Annotated in this window: 21 protein-coding genes; 7 read left to right on the forward strand and 14 right to left on the reverse strand. The window is 42.9% G+C overall.

Annotated features, from left to right (window positions below; translation table 11 throughout):
* Nucleotides 1-214 precede the first annotated feature (214 nt).
* The 4 genes from ACEQ1T_RS11465 to ACEQ1T_RS11480 are packed head-to-tail and all read left to right on the forward strand — an operon-like array spanning nt 215 to nt 4,850.
* Nucleotides 215-2,341 carry an MMPL family transporter gene (locus ACEQ1T_RS11465; RefSeq protein WP_370222999.1) on the forward strand — a complete coding sequence of 709 codons (2,127 nt, stop codon included), beginning with the start codon at nt 215-217 and terminating at the stop codon, nt 2,339-2,341.
* 41 nt (nt 2,342-2,382) lie between these two features.
* Complete coding sequence (locus tag ACEQ1T_RS11470; RefSeq protein WP_370223000.1) at nt 2,383-3,054, forward strand: response regulator transcription factor; 672 nt, start codon at nt 2,383-2,385, stop codon at nt 3,052-3,054.
* Complete coding sequence (locus tag ACEQ1T_RS11475) at nt 3,051-4,445, forward strand: sensor histidine kinase (RefSeq protein ID WP_370223001.1); 1,395 nt, start codon at nt 3,051-3,053, stop codon at nt 4,443-4,445. Before ACEQ1T_RS11470 ends, ACEQ1T_RS11475 begins: the two co-directional genes overlap by 4 nt.
* A gap of 6 nt (nt 4,446-4,451) precedes the next feature.
* Nucleotides 4,452-4,850 (forward strand): hypothetical protein, encoded by a 399-nt coding sequence (locus ACEQ1T_RS11480; RefSeq protein ID WP_071155637.1) that lies wholly within the window; start codon nt 4,452-4,454, stop codon nt 4,848-4,850.
* Nucleotides 4,851-4,915: 65 nt separating this feature from the next.
* Here the strand turns inward: ACEQ1T_RS11480 and ACEQ1T_RS11485 are convergent, their stop codons facing one another.
* The 13 genes from ACEQ1T_RS11485 to ACEQ1T_RS11545 all read right to left on the reverse strand — a co-directional run bounded on the left by ACEQ1T_RS11485 (nt 4,916) and on the right by ACEQ1T_RS11545 (nt 14,092).
* Complete coding sequence (locus ACEQ1T_RS11485) at nt 4,916-5,278, reverse strand: DUF5661 family protein (protein ID WP_251264280.1); 363 nt, start codon at nt 5,276-5,278, stop codon at nt 4,916-4,918.
* 409 nt (nt 5,279-5,687) lie between these two features.
* Nucleotides 5,688-6,107: an arsenate reductase (thioredoxin) gene (arsC, locus tag ACEQ1T_RS11490; protein ID WP_370223003.1), complete on the reverse strand. Its 420-nt coding sequence runs from the start codon at nt 6,105-6,107 to the stop codon at nt 5,688-5,690.
* 16 nt (nt 6,108-6,123) lie between these two features.
* On the reverse strand, nt 6,124-7,419 hold the full coding sequence (locus tag ACEQ1T_RS11495; protein WP_370223004.1) for an arsenic transporter: 1,296 nt from the start codon (nt 7,417-7,419) through the stop codon (nt 6,124-6,126).
* Between the two features lie 14 nt (nt 7,420-7,433).
* Entirely contained in the window at nt 7,434-7,778 is a 345-nt protein-coding gene (locus ACEQ1T_RS11500; RefSeq protein WP_370223006.1) for an ArsR/SmtB family transcription factor, read from the reverse strand.
* A gap of 270 nt (nt 7,779-8,048) precedes the next feature.
* Nucleotides 8,049-8,441 (reverse strand): hypothetical protein, encoded by a 393-nt coding sequence (locus ACEQ1T_RS11505; protein WP_370223008.1) that lies wholly within the window; start codon nt 8,439-8,441, stop codon nt 8,049-8,051.
* 263 nt (nt 8,442-8,704) lie between these two features.
* The gene (locus tag ACEQ1T_RS11510; protein WP_370223010.1) at nt 8,705-9,202 is read right to left on the reverse strand and encodes an arsinothricin resistance N-acetyltransferase ArsN1 family A; all 498 of its coding nucleotides are present in this window, start codon (nt 9,200-9,202) and stop codon (nt 8,705-8,707) included.
* 13 nt (nt 9,203-9,215) lie between these two features.
* Nucleotides 9,216-10,463: an MFS transporter gene (locus ACEQ1T_RS11515; RefSeq protein WP_370223012.1), complete on the reverse strand. Its 1,248-nt coding sequence runs from the start codon at nt 10,461-10,463 to the stop codon at nt 9,216-9,218.
* A gap of 26 nt (nt 10,464-10,489) precedes the next feature.
* A complete protein-coding gene (locus tag ACEQ1T_RS11520; protein ID WP_206844621.1) occupies nt 10,490-10,699 on the reverse strand; it encodes a hypothetical protein in 210 nt (69 codons plus the stop codon).
* A gap of 50 nt (nt 10,700-10,749) precedes the next feature.
* Complete coding sequence (locus ACEQ1T_RS11525; RefSeq protein WP_206844618.1) at nt 10,750-12,129, reverse strand: FAD-dependent oxidoreductase; 1,380 nt, start codon at nt 12,127-12,129, stop codon at nt 10,750-10,752.
* A gap of 73 nt (nt 12,130-12,202) precedes the next feature.
* Entirely contained in the window at nt 12,203-12,652 is a 450-nt protein-coding gene (locus ACEQ1T_RS11530; RefSeq protein WP_206844615.1) for a MarR family winged helix-turn-helix transcriptional regulator, read from the reverse strand.
* A 130-nt stretch (nt 12,653-12,782) separates the two neighbouring features.
* A complete protein-coding gene (locus tag ACEQ1T_RS11535; protein ID WP_206844614.1) occupies nt 12,783-13,097 on the reverse strand; it encodes a multidrug efflux SMR transporter in 315 nt (104 codons plus the stop codon).
* Nucleotides 13,097-13,432: a multidrug efflux SMR transporter gene (locus ACEQ1T_RS11540; protein ID WP_370223015.1), complete on the reverse strand. Its 336-nt coding sequence runs from the start codon at nt 13,430-13,432 to the stop codon at nt 13,097-13,099. The genes ACEQ1T_RS11535 and ACEQ1T_RS11540 overlap by 1 nt, the downstream gene beginning before the upstream one ends.
* A gap of 75 nt (nt 13,433-13,507) precedes the next feature.
* Nucleotides 13,508-14,092 carry a TetR family transcriptional regulator gene (locus ACEQ1T_RS11545; protein WP_206844607.1) on the reverse strand — a complete coding sequence of 195 codons (585 nt, stop codon included), beginning with the start codon at nt 14,090-14,092 and terminating at the stop codon, nt 13,508-13,510.
* A gap of 193 nt (nt 14,093-14,285) precedes the next feature.
* On the opposite strand from ACEQ1T_RS11545, the gene ACEQ1T_RS11550 reads away from it, so the two are divergent.
* Nucleotides 14,286-15,020, forward strand: coding sequence for an SDR family NAD(P)-dependent oxidoreductase (locus ACEQ1T_RS11550; RefSeq protein ID WP_206844604.1), 735 nt, complete (start codon nt 14,286-14,288; stop codon nt 15,018-15,020).
* Between the two features lie 131 nt (nt 15,021-15,151).
* On the opposite strand, the gene ACEQ1T_RS11555 is transcribed toward ACEQ1T_RS11550, so the two are convergent.
* Complete coding sequence (locus ACEQ1T_RS11555) at nt 15,152-15,496, reverse strand: SDR family NAD(P)-dependent oxidoreductase (protein ID WP_370223018.1); 345 nt, start codon at nt 15,494-15,496, stop codon at nt 15,152-15,154.
* 2 nt (nt 15,497-15,498) lie between these two features.
* Between ACEQ1T_RS11555 and ACEQ1T_RS11560 the strand changes: the two genes are divergently transcribed.
* Both ACEQ1T_RS11560 and ACEQ1T_RS11565 read left to right on the forward strand, forming a co-directional pair.
* A complete protein-coding gene (locus ACEQ1T_RS11560) occupies nt 15,499-16,005 on the forward strand; it encodes a PadR family transcriptional regulator (protein ID WP_206844600.1) in 507 nt (168 codons plus the stop codon).
* A gap of 244 nt (nt 16,006-16,249) precedes the next feature.
* Nucleotides 16,250-17,440 carry a CynX/NimT family MFS transporter gene (locus ACEQ1T_RS11565; protein WP_370223038.1) on the forward strand — a complete coding sequence of 397 codons (1,191 nt, stop codon included), beginning with the start codon at nt 16,250-16,252 and terminating at the stop codon, nt 17,438-17,440.
* Nucleotides 17,441-17,508: the final 68 nt, after the last annotated feature.

Consider the following 17,508-nt stretch of genomic DNA (forward strand, 5'->3'; position numbering starts at 1 on the left):
TCAAAGCCTTTTTGCATATCCAGCAACAATTGCGCTGATTCTGTTTTCATCCTATTTATCTCCTTATAATTAGCCATCTTTATGATTGTATTTTCCATTTAAATCGTTAGTTTCATGCATAAAAGACCTTTTTATTAAATGTAAACAAAAGTTGATCTTAAGTTTATTTTCATTTTGTAAGATAGGCATTGAAATAAGTTAAGGAGGCATTCATGTGAAAAAACTGCTGCATTCAATTACAGATTGGGTTTCGACCAAACGGGGAATGTGGATTACCATTATCGCCTGGCTTGTGCTAATGATTGGCTTAAGTGCAGGTCCGAAGCTTGGCGATTATAAAACAAATAATTTCCAGTCACTTCCTGATGAGGCGAAATCCATTATTGCCGAAAATAAAACAGAGGAATATTTTCCAAACAAACAAGGAACTCCGGGCATCCTGGTTTTCCATAATGAAAATGGCGAGGTCGATATCGAAGAAGCAAACCAGATATTAGAAGGAATCATGCTTGAGGACATCGATGGAATCAAGACGATTATTGATATCAGCAAGCTTCCGCCTCAAGCTTTGGGTTCTTTCATTTCTGAAGACAAGTCCACGATGATTGTGCCGATGGAGCTTGAGAACGGACTTGGCAATGACCAGTATGCCGAGATCAACGACCATGCTTCAGAGGTCGGAAGTAAAATTGCAGAGGATCTTGAAAGTACTGCATTTTATATCACTGGTCCAGCCGGGATTGCCGGAGATACGGTCAAGCTTTTTGAACAGGCGGACTTTGTTCTCCTGATTGCCACCGTTCTCATCATTCTTGTTTTGCTTATAGCTATTTACCGTTCTCCATTGCTTGCTGTCATCCCGCTTTTGGCAACGGCGATTGTCTACCAGGTTGTAAACCAGAGTATAGCTTTCATGGGTGCTGGCGGGTTAGAGGTTAACAGCCAGACAACCTCGATCATGAGTATTTTGCTGTTTGCTGCTGTTATTGATTATTCATTATTTGTTTTCTCCCGTTACCGCGAGGAGCTCAACCATTACGAAAACAAATATGAAGCGATGAAGCATGCGATGCGCGCAACAGGCGAACCTGTTTTCTTTGCAGGCGGAACCGTTCTTGCTGCCATGCTGGTTCTGTTCTTCGCGGATTTCCGGGATTACCAGAACTTTGCTCCTATTTTTGGAACAGCCATGTTTTTTATCATGCTCGCATCCGTTACGCTGGTTCCAGCTTTATTCACCCTGTTCGGGCGCAAGGCTTTTTGGCCGAAAGTTCCTCAATACGGAACGGAAGCAGAAGTTAAACATAAAGTCTGGGGGCCGCTTGCCAGATTCGTGGTGAACAAGCCTGGCCTCTCAGGCGGAATGGTCGGCATTTTTATGCTTATCACAGCGCTTAATATCTTTAACCTTGATTATGAATTTGATATGGTTAAAAAATTTCCGGATGACCTGCCATCCCGTGTCGGCTATGAAATAGTCGAATCCAGATTTGATAAAGGTGAACTTGCACCTTCTACACTTCTGGTTGTCAGTGATCAAAAATTGGATGAAACTGATTCTGCTGCGATAACTGAAAAGCTGCAGGGGTTTGATGAAATAGCTTCTGTCCGCCTGTCAGCACTCTCAGAAGACGGCAGTGCTGTCAAAATGAGTGTTGCATTATCCATTAATCCCTATTCAACTGAAGCCATAAGCTTTATGGAAAATTTGCGTGAAGACACACCGGAGCTGTTGAAAGAAGCTGGTGTGGAAGCTGAATCTTACTACAGCGGCGTCACTGCGAAAATAGTGGATGAACAGGATGTCAATAACGGTGATATAATAAAAATTGTTCTGCTTGAGACGGTCCTTATTCTTGCGCTGTTATTTGCGCTCACGAAATCCATCAGGATGCCGATCTACATGATGGCAACCATTCTGCTTTCATTCGTCTCGGCTTTAGGACTGGGGATATTCCTTGTTGATGTATTATTCGGCTTTGAATCCATCAGTTCGCGTGTACCTGTCTATTCTTTCATTTTCCTTGTAGCATTGGGGATAGATTATAACATCATCCTTGTTTCACGCTTTATCGAGGAAAGGAAGACACATAGAGTCAAAGACGCACTTGAAATTGCCATCCGGAATACCGGAGGCGTCATTTCTTCGGCTGGCCTCATTCTGGCTGCAACATTTGCCGCCCTGATGACCATGCCGATAGCGGACCTATTCGTTTTTGGATTCATCGTTGCCATGGGAATATTGATTGACACCTTCCTTGTTAGAGGAATGCTGCTTCCGGCATTAATTCTGTTTTTTGAAAAAGACAAGGAGACTTCCCGGCAAAATATTTCGGAATAGAGAGAGGGTCCCTCCCTATTCCCCTGTGAGGAGGCCCTGATATGAAAATACTTGTCGTAGACGATGATGTGAATATACAGAAACTCGTCACGATCCATCTTAATCATGAAGGCTATCAAGTGCTGCGCGCAAGCAATGCACAAGAAGCATTAGCACTCTTAGAAGAACAAACCGCAGATTTAGCGGTCGTCGATGTCATGATGCCTGGGATGAACGGATTCGAACTCACCAGGCTTCTGACAGATGACTTCGGAATCCCTGTTATACTCTTAACGGCGAAGGGTCAGCTGGGTGATAAAGAACAGGGTTTCTTATCCGGATCTGAAGATTATATTGTAAAGCCATTTGAAGTGAAGGAGCTCCTTTTCCGGGTAGCCGTGGTGTTAAGAAGAGCCGAGCGGGCGATGGAAACAGTCGTCAAAGCCGGAAACCTGTTCATTGACAGAAAAAGCTTTGAAGTGGAAATCAATCAGGAGACCATCCTTTTTCCATTAAAGGAATTTGAGCTGCTCAGCTTGCTTTCGGCACGCAAAAATAAAATCACCCAGCGGGCTGCATTGATCGATCAGGCTTGGGGAGCGGATTATGAGGGCAGCGAACAGACTTTAAATACCCATATCAACCGAATTCGCGACCGTTTGAAAAAATACGGTGCAACCGTTGAAATCCAGACTGTTCGCGGAATCGGGTATAAGCTTGAGGAAATAAAATGAAAACCCTCTACCGGAAATTCATTGCAGCCACACTTGTGATCTTAGCCATAAGCATCGTGCTTTCGTTCAGTTTAACCAATTGGGTCTATATGACTTCGACAAAGGGGAAAATCGACAGGCAAAACGTTGTAATTGCAGAGGAAATCGCTAATGGCCTGGAGAATATGCATTCCTCTGGCCCTGCTTATGAAACTTACTTAAATTCCATGAGCAAGCTTGGCTACCAGCTCTATATCGTGACGGAATCGGGTGAAGGGGAATTCTTCGGACAGCCGTTCAATAAGACCGAACTGCCTGAGGAAGCTGCAAAAGTGCTGGCCGATCAAGAAGTTTATCATGGTATGGATAGCTTTGCCGGCCAATTTTTGATGATGGGCCATTTTTCAAACGATCTGGAAAATACCGTCGGCGTCCCTTTTACCATGAACGACCAGAATTACGGGCTATTTCTTCGCCCGAATAACAAGCTTCTTTTCTCGGACATTCATATGATTTTCGCATGGTTCTTTGTCGCCATTGCCGTTGTCAGCATCACCGGAGTGATCTGGTTCGCCAAGCACCTCATTAAGCCAATCACAAAGCTAACGGAAGCAACCAGGGAAATCACACGGGAGAATTTCAACTTTCCATTGAATATTGCCCGCAGGGATGAAATCGGACAGCTGGCGGAAAGCTTCAGCCGCATGCAGGAACAGCTGCAGCACAATGACGAGGCACGCAAGTCATTCATCAACAATGTGTCTCATGACTTTCAGTCCCCTCTTATGAATATTCAAGGGTATGCTGAACTTCTGCAGACACAGAAACTGTCTGCAAAAGAACATTTCGAATATGTCCAGATTATCGATCAGGAATCGAAGCGGCTCTCCAACCTGACTAAACAGCTTTTGCTTTTGACTTCCCTTGACCAGAAATCGTACCCAATGAAGCTCTCGGAAGTGAAATTGGATGATCAGATCAAGGAAACCATCCGCAGGCATCAATGGCGGTTGGAAGAAAAAGAAATTGAGGTTTCCTACAAGCTTGCGCCTGTCATTTTTAAGGGGGACCCAGAGCTTTTGGTGAATATCTGGGACAACCTGCTGACGAATGCGATAAAATATAACTCTCATGGCGGAAGCATTTTGATCAGCCTGTCTCAAACTGAATCAGCCATTGAAGTCGTTTTTCAAGACACAGGGATCGGAATATCCGAGGATACGATCAGCCAGATTTTCGACCGTTTTTACCGGGTCGACACAGCAAGAAAAAAAGATGGCACAGGACTTGGGCTTTCGATTGTGAAACAGATTATAGAGCTGCATAATGGGGAAATCAAGGCAGACAGCCAGGCTGGCAAAGGAACCACTTTTACCATCACATTTTTTAGGGAGAAACATCGGGAGGAATAAAAAACTATGGAACAAAAATGGAGTATCAGATTAATAAGATTTGCAGCCATCTTTGGCATTATCGGAACCTATCTTGGATCGCATATGTCCGGGCAGATGGATTATTCTTTAAGGCCCATTCATGCCCACATCCTGCTGGTAGGATGGCTTTCCGTATTTGCATGGGGAATCTTTTATAAAGTTTACCGCGTAAAATATAAAAAGCTTGTATCCATTCACAGCATACTTGGAATGGCAGGAGCACTCGGATTGACAATTGGAATGTGGATGTACACATTAAATCCATTTAATTTAGGGGATACCTTTGTTCTGGTCTTCTTCATCGTGGGCGGAACCCTGCTTCTGCTGGCCTTTGCACTGTTTGTGGCTATTACCTTTTTGACAGAAAAAACTTCGGAACGTTAAGTTAAAAAGCAGTGCAATCCTCTTTTGGAGGCTGCATTGCTTTTTTGTTTTGCACACTATCAATCTTATTTGTTCCAATAGGCCTTAGCTTCTGATTCCAGAACTTTTAACCTCTTATAATAGTCAGGAAACTCGTTAAGATGCGCCAATGCAATTTTACCCGTAAGAAGCGGGTCATCTCCTGTAACGTTTGTTTGGCTTGACTGTTTCCCATGTTCAAGTTCTACATTTACGCCCATCCAGAATTCGTTCAAATCAAACCTGCTTTTTGTAAAATCGATTCCTAACAGTAATGCAATGGCTGCTGCTTCCTCTTTGGAAAAGCTTGCTCTTACTCTGTTGAACAGATTGTTTCGGGAAGCCTGATGGTTAACATGGCTGTAACTATAGTGATGCACGTACGGATTATATGAATAATACAAAAACATTCACTCCTAAATGCTAGTTACCATAATGTATGTGAATAATCTATTTAGGAGCATGGGTTAGATCAAATAAAAAAGGGCCCTAAAGGCCCACTCCTAACAGCATCTTCCCGTATTTCCGATCATCGAAATCCCGCTTCCGTTTCCGCTTCTCTCTAAAACAAGGTCTTCGGTGTTAGGTTCAATAATAGGGTCGATTGCTACTTTGATTTCATTGATTGTGACTATGATATCATCTGCTGCCGGCTCATCCAGAGCCAGTCCTATTCTTGGCTGTCCTCAGCCATAGCCGTCAAAAAAGATGCGGACGCTGCTGGCATTTTGTTCTTCCAGCATTTTTTTTAATTCATCACGGGCATTATCAGTGATTATCAAATCTGTTCCCTCCCTTTGGATGTTTTTAGTATATTATTTACTTTCCTGTTTCGGCAAATGTCTTAATGCGGCCGCCAATTTCATCACGGACACGCTGGAAGAAAGCCCACTTTTCTTCTTCAGTTCCCTCTGCTTTCGCTGGATCATCAAATCCCCAGTGCTCGCGCTTTACATGAGGAGGAGTCATTGGGCATTTATCAGCTGCGTCTCCGCAAAGCGTTACAACCAAATCGGCATGATTTAGAATTTCAGGATCAATAATATCAGAGGTCTGATTGGAGATATCAATGCCTGCTTCTTTCATTGCTTTTACTGCGTTAGGATTCAAACCATGTGCTTCAATGCCTGCACTATAAACATTCCATTCATCACCTAAATGCTGCTTTGCCCATCCTTCAGCCATCTGGCTGCGGCAAGAGTTGCCCGTGCATAGGAAGTAGATTGTTTTTTTAGTCATGTTAAGATTCTCCTTTTTATATGATCAATAGCCAAATGTACAATCCAGCTAAAGTTATGAACAGTGTTGGAATGGTTAATACAATTCCTGTTTTAAAGTACGTTCCCCATGAGATTTTTACTCCCTTTAAGGATAATACATGAAGCCAGAGCAAGGTTGCCAGTGACCCAATCGGCGTGATTTTCGGCCCTAAATCAGATCCAATCACGTTCGCATATATAAGTGCTTCACGCATGATTCCGGTTGTATTCGTATCAGCAATGGCCAGGGCGTCAATCATAACGGTCGGCATATTGTTCATGACAGAGGAAAGGATGGCCGCAATAAATCCCATTCCGATCGTTGCCGCAAATAGTCCCTGGTCAGCCGTCATTTGAATTAAATCAGCCAATACATTTGTAAGACCCGCGTTTCTTAGTCCATAGACTACTACATACATGCCTATTGAAAAGAATACAATTGCCCATGGTGCACCCTTGATAACAGTGCGTGTATTCACGGCCTGGCTTCTTCGCGCCATTATCAGGAAGAATATCGTTATAATGCCTGCGATGAATGAAACTGGAACCCCAATCCATTCACTTGCAAAATAACCTATTAATAAGATGCCTAAAACGATCCATGACAATCGGAACATTTTGCTGTCTTTAACTGCTTCCGCTGGTTCCTTCAAATGGGATAAATCATAATTCTTTGGTATGCTTTTTCTAAAGTATAAGAATAAAACCAAAATGCTGGCACCCAGTGAAAAGAAGTTCGGAACAATCATGCGGGACGCATATTCCACAAAGCCGATGCCAAAAAAGTCAGCTGAGACGATATTAACAAGGTTGCTGACGACCAATGGCAGGGACGTTGTATCCGCAATAAATCCGCTCGCAATGATAAACGGAAAAACCATTTTTTCATTAAAATTAAGGTTCCTCACCATGGCAAGGACGATTGGCGTAAGAATAAGTGCCGCTCCATCATTCGCAAAGAATGCTGCTACAACTGATCCCAAAATGGAAACGTAAATGAACATCTTCACTCCGCTGCCCTTTGCCGCTCTCGCCATATGTAAAGCAGCCCACTCGAAAAACCCAATTTCATCTAAAATAAGAGAGATTATGATGATGGCAATAAAGGTTAATGTGGCATTCCAGACAATGGATGTAACATCTATGACATCATTGAAGTCCACCACACCAGCAATTAAAGCGAGGATGGCTCCGCCGCATGCTGACCAGCCGATGGATAGCCCTCTTGGCTGCCAAATAACCAATATGAGGGTAACTAAAAAAATCACCGATGCTAGAATAATTTGAGTCAATGTGTTTCCCCCTCTTACTCACAGGAAATTCGCAATCCCTGCTCTTCCAATTCTGCTAATAAAAAATCTTGGCTTGGAAGGTGATCAAGCACAGTTTGAACCAATGGGTAGTATTCACTATCCTGATTCAATGAATAAATAATCCACTGACCTCTCCGGTTTTCCCTTACCACACCTGCATCTTTTAGTTTCCTGAGATGCTGGCTAATAGCCGGCTGGCTCATTTTAAAAATCTCCACAAACTCACACACACAACAATCATGGTTAATTAAAAGCTTGACCATTGTGAGCCTCGTTTTATCGCCTAATAATTTTAAAATGGATGCTGCTTTGCCGATTTCAACTGTGGACACTATCATAATCTCATCACCTCCGCTGTGCACATATTAATATATAACGATTTGCTTATATAAGCAAATGCTTTTTTTCTTATTTACAAAAACTTTACATATAGTTTGCTTTTTTTATTTCAGCTGTATTCGTTTGGTTTGCCGGTTTTAACAAATGAACGGATGGACAGATGCAATCGGGCATTTCTTTTGATGGTCCTGTTCTTATGCCAATTCAGGCTTGTAGAGAAGAATTCCGTGAAGACTTATGTTCCTCCGTTCCTTCGGATAGAAAAGGAACTAATGTTCTGTCCGAATCCGGCACTCATTCGGACAGGATCTGGGCTTTTCCTCGGCTTCCTGTCCGGATCCGGCTCTCATTCGGACAGGATCTGGACTTTTCCTCGACTTCCTGTCCGAATCCGGCACTCTTTCGGACTGGATATGGACTTTTCCTCGGCTTCCTGTCCGAATCCGGCTCTCTTTCGGACAGGTTATGGGCTTTTCCTCGGCTTCCTGTACGAATCCTGCACTCTTTCGGACAGGATATGGACTTTTCCTCGGCTTCCTGTCCGAATCCGGCTCTCTTTCGGACAGGGGAAGGGCTTTTCTTCGACTTCCTGTCCGAATCCAGCTCTCATTCGGACTGGATAAGGTTCTTTCCTCGGCTTCCTGTCCGAATCCAGCTCTCATTCGGACAGGATCTGGACTTTTCTTCAGCTCCCTGTCCGAATCCAGCTCTCATTCGGACAGGGGAAGGGTTTTCTTCGACTTCCTGTCCGAATCCAGCTCTCATTCGGACTGGATAAGGTTCTTTCCTCGGCTTCCTGTCCGAATCCGGCTCTCATTCGGACAGGGGAAGGGCTTTTCTTCGGCTTCCTGTCCGAACTTGGCATCCCACCGAACTCTTAGAAAAACCAGCAAAAAAACGGCTAAACGAATAGCCGCATTCTTATTTAAAGCAGTTTTTCCATAGCCATCACGTCGACAAATTCTCCATCCAAAACACCCTGATTTTGGAATGTGCCAACTTCACGATACCCCATTTTCTTATAAAGTCCCTGTCCAAGGCCATTAAATGGAAAGGTAAACAAAACCAGCTTATGGAACTTATTTTCTCGTGCTTTCAATTCAAGGGAAGAAAGCAGCTTCCCGCCTGCTCCTTTGCCCCTGAATGCCCTGGAAATATAAATTGAAAGATCTGCCACTCCATCATAAGCACTGCGGCTGCTATACGGATTCAGCGAAGCCCATCCAATCACTTGGCCCTCTTCTTCTGCGGCAAGCACACAATATCTGCCTTGGTGCTGTTCAAACCATTTTGCCATATAGGAAAGATTTTTTTTCTCTGTTTCCAATGTTGCGATACGGTCTTCTATTCCCTGATTATAAATCTCCAGAATAGCTGCTAAATCTGCCATTCTGGCTTCACGAACAACAGTCTCAATGGTCATTGCAGGTCCCCCGCTAATAAGATTCATAGATCTCTTTTTTTATAGATGTGTTTAGCCTTTTTGCTAAAACCGACCAAATTGCGGCTAAAATGAGCAGTATGAACGTACCGCCCCAATATAAAAATGTAAAACCAGCCTCTAATTGGACTAATATGTAACTAAGCGCAGGCCCTAAAGCTGCCCCCAAATCTTGAGAGATGGAGTATATTGTAAGGAAAGAAACCACGTTTGCAGTTTTTGCTGTGTCAAGGGCAATCGTGTCCAGAATGGTTGATAAAATAGTAGCTCCGGCCATTACTAAAAGAGTAACCGTTATCCACAGCCCTAATGGAAGTCTAATGGATACCATTCCAAAGACAATTCCTGCAAAGATTAAAGAAATGATAAAAATCGGCAGCCTCCCCCTCGCTCCATCAGACCAGTGCCCCGCTGTCCTTCCCAGAAAAGGTTCCCATGTCCACCTTACCGCCTGGATGATTCCTGATAATAAGGTAACACTGACAGCCACATTCAATATTGATATTCTCTCGCCGTAAAAATGTTCAATCAAGGAACTCATCGTGGATGTCACTATTCCTTGATATAGCATGGCAATGAGAAAACCTGAAATAATAATCGCTGCTTTATATGCGGTCTTGCCAATGAAAGGCTTTTCTTCAGCCATTCTGTCTATCTTCTCAGGCGGCTCCTCTACCTGCTTAATTTTTGAATTCAGCATTAAAGGCAGCCCCAATAGGGACAATACTCCAAATGCAATGGAAACCGTGCTCAAACCTATGATCGGAACAAGCAAGCCCCCAACCAGCATTCCGACCAGACTTCCAGTTCGGTAAAGCCCGTTATATAACCCCATGGAACTTCCACGCTTATTGTTTTCAGCATATACGGCAACAGCCGACAATCCGCCGATTCGAAAAAATGACCAGGCAATCCCCCATAACGCACGGAGGATTATCCAGGCCGCAAACCCTTCGAAAACACCATAGCCTATTGTTGTGAATCCGCCTAACAGGACGGCAATGATCAGGCCAGCCTTTAATGAAATGTGTTTATATATCCAGCCTGCAAATGGATTAAAAGGCAATCGTATGAAACGGTTTATGGAAAGGAGCACACCCACTTGCCAAATTGATTCAAGCCCAGCAGTTTCCCAATAAATAGGCAAGGCAATGTACAGCATGGAATCTCCTAAGAGACTTAAAGCTGTGACGATGGCGACTATTATAATTGGCTGTGAAGATAATTGATCTTTAATAGTCACCTTGATTCATCCTCTCCGGATATTTCTTATTCATTGGAGTGTTTAATTAAATCCCGATAAGCCAATAGAAATTGTGCATACGTTTCCTGCCCCATTTCACTTTCCCGCAATCGAAACAGCCTTTCAAAAGTTCTATCTTTAGCTTCCTCAACAGAACATTCAAAAGCATTCATGATTAAATTCATATATGCAATAAAATATTCTTTTTTTAGCGCTCCAGCATGATTGATGGTCATTGTCATCACCTTTAAATTCGTTATGAGGGAGGAAATACCCTCCCTTTTAATCAATTGCAGCAAGAAGGTGCAGTCTCATCACAGGAACTTTTCAGATTAACGCTGCAAACACCCGTTTCCGGCAAATCCAGCTCCACTTTTTCAGCAGCGGCGAAATCACCGCTTAGATAAGCTGCCACTGACCTAACCTGCTCATAGCCTGTTGCCATCAAGAAAGTTGGAGCACGGCCATAGCTTTTTGAACCCACGATATAAAAATTCTTCTCTGGCTGTCTTAACTCCTTTTCTCCATGGGGGCGAACCGTACCGCAGCTATGAATATTAGGATCAATTAATGGTGCTAATGCTTCTACGCTTTCAGTTGAAGAATCTATGGAAGTACGAAGCTCACTTATGATTGAAAAATCCGGACGGCTTCCTGTATTGACAATCATTTCATTAATTCCATCCAGGCTGCTCTGCTTGCCATTTTGACTGCCTATTAACTCAATTCCCGTTTCTGACTTTTTGACCAGCTGGATACGAAATGGAGTAATGACCTCCACTTGCCCATTATCAACCAATTGATGGATTCTGCTTCCGAGGCGGCCGCGTGCTTCAAGTGCATCTTTTTCTTCTCCTCCGTAGGCATCCTCAACCCGATTTCTTCTCATAATCCATAGAATCTCCGTTTCGGGATAGGACTCTTTTAATGCGGCTAAATCCAGTAATGCATTAATCGCTGAATGGCCTCCTCCAACAACTGCTATGCGCCTATTCCGGTAGCGCTGCAGCTCACTCCCTAATATATGGGGGATTCCATAAAATATCTTTTCCTTCAAATCCTTCTCATCAGCCAGCCAAATTCCGCTTGACGCAGCTGGATTAGGATTTCCCCACGTGCCTGCAGCATCAATTACTGCTCTCGATTCGAATGTTTTGTACTCTCCATTCTTCTCAGCATGGATGACATAAGGAAGATTTTCGCGATTTGCCGTTTTCATTTTATCGGTGTCTTTTCGGCCAATTGACAAAACTTTCGTATTAAGGTGAAGGAAAGGCTTTATTCCAGGTAGCCTGGACAGCGGCTTTAGATATTGTTCAACAAGTTCCTCTCCGGTAGGCAAACCTTCCAATTGCGGCTGCACCCAGCCATTTGCGCTTAATAACCTGCCAGCAGCTTTATCAATATTGTACCGCCATGGTGAGAATAAGCGAATATGTCCCCAGCTTTTTATATTGGCTCCCACTTGCTTCCCCGACTCAAGCAGAATAAATGACTGCCCTCTGCTTGCCAGGTGTGCTGCAGCAGCCAGCCCAACCGGTCCGGCTCCAATTATAGCCACAGGCAGCCCTTTTCCTTCATCCTTGATTAGTGATGTTTTTTCCAGCTCGTTTTTTTTAGGCGTGCAGCATCCATTAACAACAATAAAATCATTCAAATTGGTCATTCGTACTCCTCTTTTCTCCAAAATTGGATTGGTTGATTTTACTTGCAAAATACAAGTATTAAACCCAGGGGGTTTACCCCTGTAAAGGCCTGCAGCATGCATTGGACTTTGCCATCGCATTATTTAACAAATGAATTGAGCGGATGACTGTTTCTTTTTCAAACTCATTCATTTGGGAAAAAACCTCTTGTAAAAATGCATTCATCTGCTGGTCTATTGACCCTGCAATATATTTGCCTTCAACAGTCAGCGAAAGAATACTGATTCTCTTATCAGCAGGATCCGGCGTTTTCTTAACTAAGTTCAACTTTACTAAAGATTGAACCTGCCTGCTGAAAGTTGTAATATCCGTCCCTAATGTATCTGCAATCTGCTGCATGGACGGGTTATGCTGATTTTCAATCTCATAAAGAATATGGCTTTGAATGAGGGAAATATCGCATCCGCCGACACTGCAGCAATTTTTATTGAGTAAGCCAAAACGGCGCGTCATTATTTGAAACAAACTGCGAAGATTTTCCATTTTTTCACCTCTTGGTTACATTATAGTTATATTATTTGTAAGTTGCAACTATTTTTAATATTTTTTTACCAAAAAAGCAGACCAGCACATTCCCGGTCTGCATCCGATATAATTATAGCTTAATAAGTACTTAAGATGTCATCCCCAAACCAATTACTCCAATTAAGATAAACGCCAGGGATAAAAATTGTTTATATCCGAATTTTTCTTTAAACCAGAACCAACCAGCCAGCGTAATGCCAATGCTCCCCACTCCTGTCCAAATAGCATAGGCCACACCGGCCGGAATCCTTTGCATGGCCATAGATAAACAGAAGAAAGAGAAAATAAAACCAACTGCCATTACAGCGATCGGCCATGTCTTTCTCGTTCCATCCATGTATTTCATGGCGATTGTGGCGATCACTTCTTCGATCCCCGCCAGAACCAATAATCCCCAAGCCATTAAGATCCACCTCTCGCTTCCGTGTTTTCCTGTTTCGTAAAAGTTTTCATGCCCATAATTCCTGCCAATAATATCACCAGAAAGAATACTTGAGTTACCGAAAACGGCTCCCCCATTAACACACCTAAAATATAAGTGCCTGCAGTTCCAATCCCGACGAATACGGTATAAGCCGCTGCAACAGGAATTACCTTGTATGAGCGGATCAATAATATGAAACTTGCTGCTATCAGCACAGCGGTAATCGTCCAATCCAGGAATGAATCTGCATATTTTAGACCTGAAGCCCACATCACTTCAAAGATGCCGGCTGCAAATACTAACATCCATTTCATTTACTCTCAACCTCCTCTGAATGACAGTCAGTCATTTTTCCCTAAAGAAAAATTATTGGAAGCAGTCCAATAATTTTAGCCCGTGATTAATGATTTTCTCATAAATTTAAAAAGCTCTTCTTTATAAACAGTCAGGGACTCATCCTGCTCGCCGCCAATATAATATCTTTCAGCAGCATTTTCGATAAGGTTAATGATGGTCCTTGAGATCCACTTGACATTAATGTCTGCGTAAATTTCTTCTTTTTGAACTGCCTTGCTGATTTCAATCTCAAGCCATTCGTAATATGGCCGATATACCTCTTCCCACTTTTCCAGGGAATGATTGAATGCGAGTCCTGAGTATACAAGTACTATGATATCTTTATGTTCATCGGTAATCTTGAAGGTCTCATCAATAATGACATCCAAAGTACTCCAGAAGCTTTCTCCTTCCTGCACCTTACTCTTCATGCGATCGAGAATTTTGGTGAGAAGTGAATTAGCGATTGCAGGTACCAAATCACTTTTTGAAGAAAAATATAAATAGAACGTTCCCTGAGCGATGCCTGCTTTCTTAACGATCTCCGATACCGAGGATTTTTCAAGGCCTTTTTCAGAAATAACCTCTATAGAAGCGTTCAGGATTCTACTGTATTTATCATCTGGCCGATCCTGCATGAATTTACCCTCCTTACCTAGAAGTGACTGACTGTCATTCATTATACCAATCCATTTCCTTTCTATCAAGAATAATGAAAAATCCCTTAAAACTTGGTATTTTTCCAGAACTAATTACTTTGCACAAAGTATATTATCGATTATACTTGATTTGTAAACGCTGATTAAAAAGATAAATCAAGGGGGCAATTTGATGGGAAAATTCGATAATAAAATTGTATTGGTTACTGGCGGAGCATCAGGAATGGGAAAACGCATGACTGAGCTTTTAATCGAAGAAGGCGCATATGTTATTGCAGCGGATATTAATAAAGAGCTTTTAGACGTTGTCAGTCAAAATGATGCAGTAGAAGGCAAATTGCTGAATGTCATGTCAGAGGATGATTGGAAAGAGACTGTGGACGAAATTGTTGCCGAACATGGAAGAATCGATGTTCTTATTAATAATGCAGGCATTTCAAGTGAAAAAAATATAGATGATGTGACAATTGAAGATTGGGATCTCATGATGCGCATCAATGGTTTCGGGCCTTTTGCAGGAATGAAGCATGTATTGCCGCAAATGGTCAAACAGCAAAGCGGTGCCGTTGTGAATATTTCCAGCTACACAGCCATGGTTGGAATGGGAACAAACACGTACACTGCTTCAAAAGGTGCTGTCAGAGCAATCTCCAGAGCGGCAAGCACACAGTTTGGCCGATTCGGAATAAGGGTTAATGCCGTTTTCCCTGGGGTCATTAAAACGCCAATGACAGAGAACCTGTCAGAATCCAGTGAAGTGCTGCAGAGACTAATTCAGGCGACTCCGCTTCAAAGACTTGGTGAAGCTGATGACGTGGCACGTGCTGTATTGTTCCTTGCTTCAGATGATGCTTCTTATATCACAGGAGCAGAATTAGTTATTGACGGCGGTTTCTCAGCACAATAGACAAGCGGAACGAGCCCGCTTGTCTGCTTCTGGCCTCGGGGCGGATGGCGCAAAGAGCAGACGTTATCTAACTTCAAAGAGATAAGCATATCCTTAAACAAAGAAACTGTCCAAGCGGACAGTTTCTTTATTTATGTTAATTTTTGCGTTCCCCCGACAACCATAGGAGCCTGGTTCACCTGGCCCGAAATCCCGGCACCTGAAGCAGAGTTAATCACGAATCCTTTATTTTTCTTAAACTGTTCATAAGAGACTTGCATTAAATGGATAGTAGGGTAAAATCCTGTATTAAAGGATAATTCAAAGTCTTCCAGTGTTGTTTTCATAAATGATATCTGTCTGGTAACATGCGCGTTGTTGACAAGGATGTCCACTTTTCCATACCGTGAGATTGTCTCCTGTAAAAGCTCAACGGCATTTTCCTTGCGGGATATGTCTTTTTCAATCGCAGAGTAATTGTTTAAAAGGAGCTGCAATTATGTCAATGCAAATCGTAATTCTTGGTCTATTAAAAGTGAAAGAATATCATCCATATGAAATGAAAAAAGTCATTTTAGAACACAAATGGGATCACCTATTCCCCGTTACGGACGGCAATTTATATCATGCCATCCGCAAGCTCGAAAAGCATAAGTGGATCCAGGCTGAAAAGCAGGAGCAGGTGAATAACCGGCCAAACCGGACTGTCTACCAAATTACAGAAGAAGGAAAAAATCAGCTTTCAGAAGAAATCATTGAGGTGTTTAAAAAGCGGGTGCCTGAACCGCGCTCCCTTTATCCGGCCCTATTATTCATCGAATCAACCGAAGTCCCTGCAGCAGCAGAGCATATTAAATCATGGATCTCCGAACTGAAGACAGAAAGTGAAGGGAAGCATGATTACCAGGACGTCATTCCGAACCTGATCCAGGAACATTATAGTGGATTAAATAAGTTTTATATGAATTGGCTTAATAAAATTCTGGATGCATTAGAATCAATTTAAGAAAAGAAGTAAGGGTCCTCCCTTACTTCTTTTAATTACCGGCTGCTTCCCCTCAGATTTTAATACCCTCTAATAAACTGTAAAAATATTGCCATTTTGCTTAAAACTATATACTTTTAACCTGAAAACAATTATACTATTCTGAATATTATCCTTTCGTTATGCGAAGGATTTTCGAATTACCTTTAAGGAGTGTCTATAGTTGAGAAGTTCAGCAAAGTTTGATTTAAAAACCTTTTTCCTGATGGCCGGCATTATTTTTGTGGCTTTTAATTTACGCCCTGCGATTACATCAGTTGGGCCATTGATAGGAGCAATCCGGGATGAAACGGGAATTTCCAATGGTGCAGCAGGCCTTCTGACTACCCTCCCGCTCGTTGCTTTCGCCCTTCTCTCTCCTTTTGTTCCAAAGATTGCCCAAAAGCTTGGAAGTGAATGGAGCATTCTTTTGGGTTTGATTATTTTGGGAGCCGGCATTTCGGCCCGTTCTTTGGGAATGCTTCCGCCGCTGTACATAGGAACTATTTTAATAGGTTTAGGGGTTGGTCTTTGCAATGTGCTTCTTCCTGGAATGGTCAAGGAAAAGTTTCCGCAGAAGGTTGGCCTGCTCACAGGCATCTATACATTTTCAATGGGAATTTGTGCAGGACTTGCGCCAGGATTCAGTATCCCGCTTGCAGAAAACATTGGCCTGGGATGGAGGCTTTCACTTGGTGTATGGGCCATCTTAATTCTTATCGCCATCATTGTCTGGCTTCCGCAGATCAGCTTACAAAAGAAAAAAAAGGAAGCACCTAAAGTATCTGGACCAAAGGGTTCTATCTGGTCCTCACCCATCGCCTGGCAGGTGACACTGTTTATGGGATTGCAATCAATGGTCTATTTCAGCACAACCACCTGGCTCCCCGAAATTCTTCATAGCCAGGGACGGGAAATCGCTGACGCCGGATGGATGGTAACGGTTCTCCAGTTTTCAGGACTACCTGTTAATTTTATTATTCCCGTTCTTGCCGATCGGCTGCCTAACCAAAAAGGGATTGCTCTTGGCATCGGCATTTTCACTTTTGCCGGCATATCGGGTCTCCTGATGAATGTTAATGCCATCATCTCTAACATCAGCATCGTTCTCCTCGGGATTGGTCTTGGAGCTGCAATCAGTCATTCCTTAACCCTGATCGGCCTTCGTGCTGAAAATGCCAAACAGGCTGCCAGCCTTTCAGGAATGGCTCAATCCGTGGGCTACCTGCTGGCAGCGGCAGGACCGATTCTCATCGGCTCACTGTATGATCTGTTCCACTCCTGGACGGTTCCACTGATATTCCTGATGGCCATTACGGCTATCTTTACCATTTCCGGAATTGGGGCAGGGCGTAATCAATTTGTGCTGCAGGATAAGCACCATAAACAGAAAAAGACAGCTTCAACAATTGCATAAATCATAAAACAGCAGCCGGTTCACATAAGACCGGCTGCTGTTTTAATTTCTGAGTTTATTTGAGCGTA

The organism is Cytobacillus sp. (assembly GCF_964223445.1).
Taxonomy (GTDB): domain Bacteria; phylum Bacillota; class Bacilli; order Bacillales; family Cytobacillaceae; genus Cytobacillus.

Coding starts and splice junctions, on each gene's coding strand:
- ACEQ1T_RS11475 (WP_370223001.1), top strand. CDS start 3,051: ATGAAAACCCTCTACCGGAAATTCATTGCAGCCACACTTGTGATCTTA.
- ACEQ1T_RS11500 (WP_370223006.1), bottom strand. CDS start 7,778: ATGATAGTGTCCACAGTTGAAATCGGCAAAGCAGCATCCATTTTAAAA.
- ACEQ1T_RS11545 (WP_206844607.1), bottom strand. CDS start 14,092: ATGCAGGATCGGCCAGATGATAAATACAGTAGAATCCTGAACGCTTCT.
- ACEQ1T_RS11565 (WP_370223038.1), top strand. CDS start 16,250: ATGGCCGGCATTATTTTTGTGGCTTTTAATTTACGCCCTGCGATTACA.
- ACEQ1T_RS11525 (WP_206844618.1), bottom strand. CDS start 12,129: ATGACCAATTTGAATGATTTTATTGTTGTTAATGGATGCTGCACGCCT.
- ACEQ1T_RS11540 (WP_370223015.1), bottom strand. CDS start 13,432: ATGAAATGGATGTTAGTATTTGCAGCCGGCATCTTTGAAGTGATGTGG.
- ACEQ1T_RS11550 (WP_206844604.1), top strand. CDS start 14,286: ATGGGAAAATTCGATAATAAAATTGTATTGGTTACTGGCGGAGCATCA.
- ACEQ1T_RS11535 (WP_206844614.1), bottom strand. CDS start 13,097: ATGGCTTGGGGATTATTGGTTCTGGCGGGGATCGAAGAAGTGATCGCC.
- arsC (WP_370223003.1), bottom strand. CDS start 6,107: ATGACTAAAAAAACAATCTACTTCCTATGCACGGGCAACTCTTGCCGC.
- ACEQ1T_RS11530 (WP_206844615.1), bottom strand. CDS start 12,652: ATGGAAAATCTTCGCAGTTTGTTTCAAATAATGACGCGCCGTTTTGGC.
- ACEQ1T_RS11470 (WP_370223000.1), top strand. CDS start 2,383: ATGAAAATACTTGTCGTAGACGATGATGTGAATATACAGAAACTCGTC.
- ACEQ1T_RS11520 (WP_206844621.1), bottom strand. CDS start 10,699: ATGACCATCAATCATGCTGGAGCGCTAAAAAAAGAATATTTTATTGCA.
- ACEQ1T_RS11485 (WP_251264280.1), bottom strand. CDS start 5,278: ATGTTTTTGTATTATTCATATAATCCGTACGTGCATCACTATAGTTAC.
- ACEQ1T_RS11505 (WP_370223008.1), bottom strand. CDS start 8,441: ATGAGAGCTGGATTCGGACAGGAAGCCGAGGAAAGAACCTTATCCAGT.
- ACEQ1T_RS11480 (WP_071155637.1), top strand. CDS start 4,452: ATGGAACAAAAATGGAGTATCAGATTAATAAGATTTGCAGCCATCTTT.
- ACEQ1T_RS11560 (WP_206844600.1), top strand. CDS start 15,499: ATGTCAATGCAAATCGTAATTCTTGGTCTATTAAAAGTGAAAGAATAT.
- ACEQ1T_RS11510 (WP_370223010.1), bottom strand. CDS start 9,202: ATGACCATTGAGACTGTTGTTCGTGAAGCCAGAATGGCAGATTTAGCA.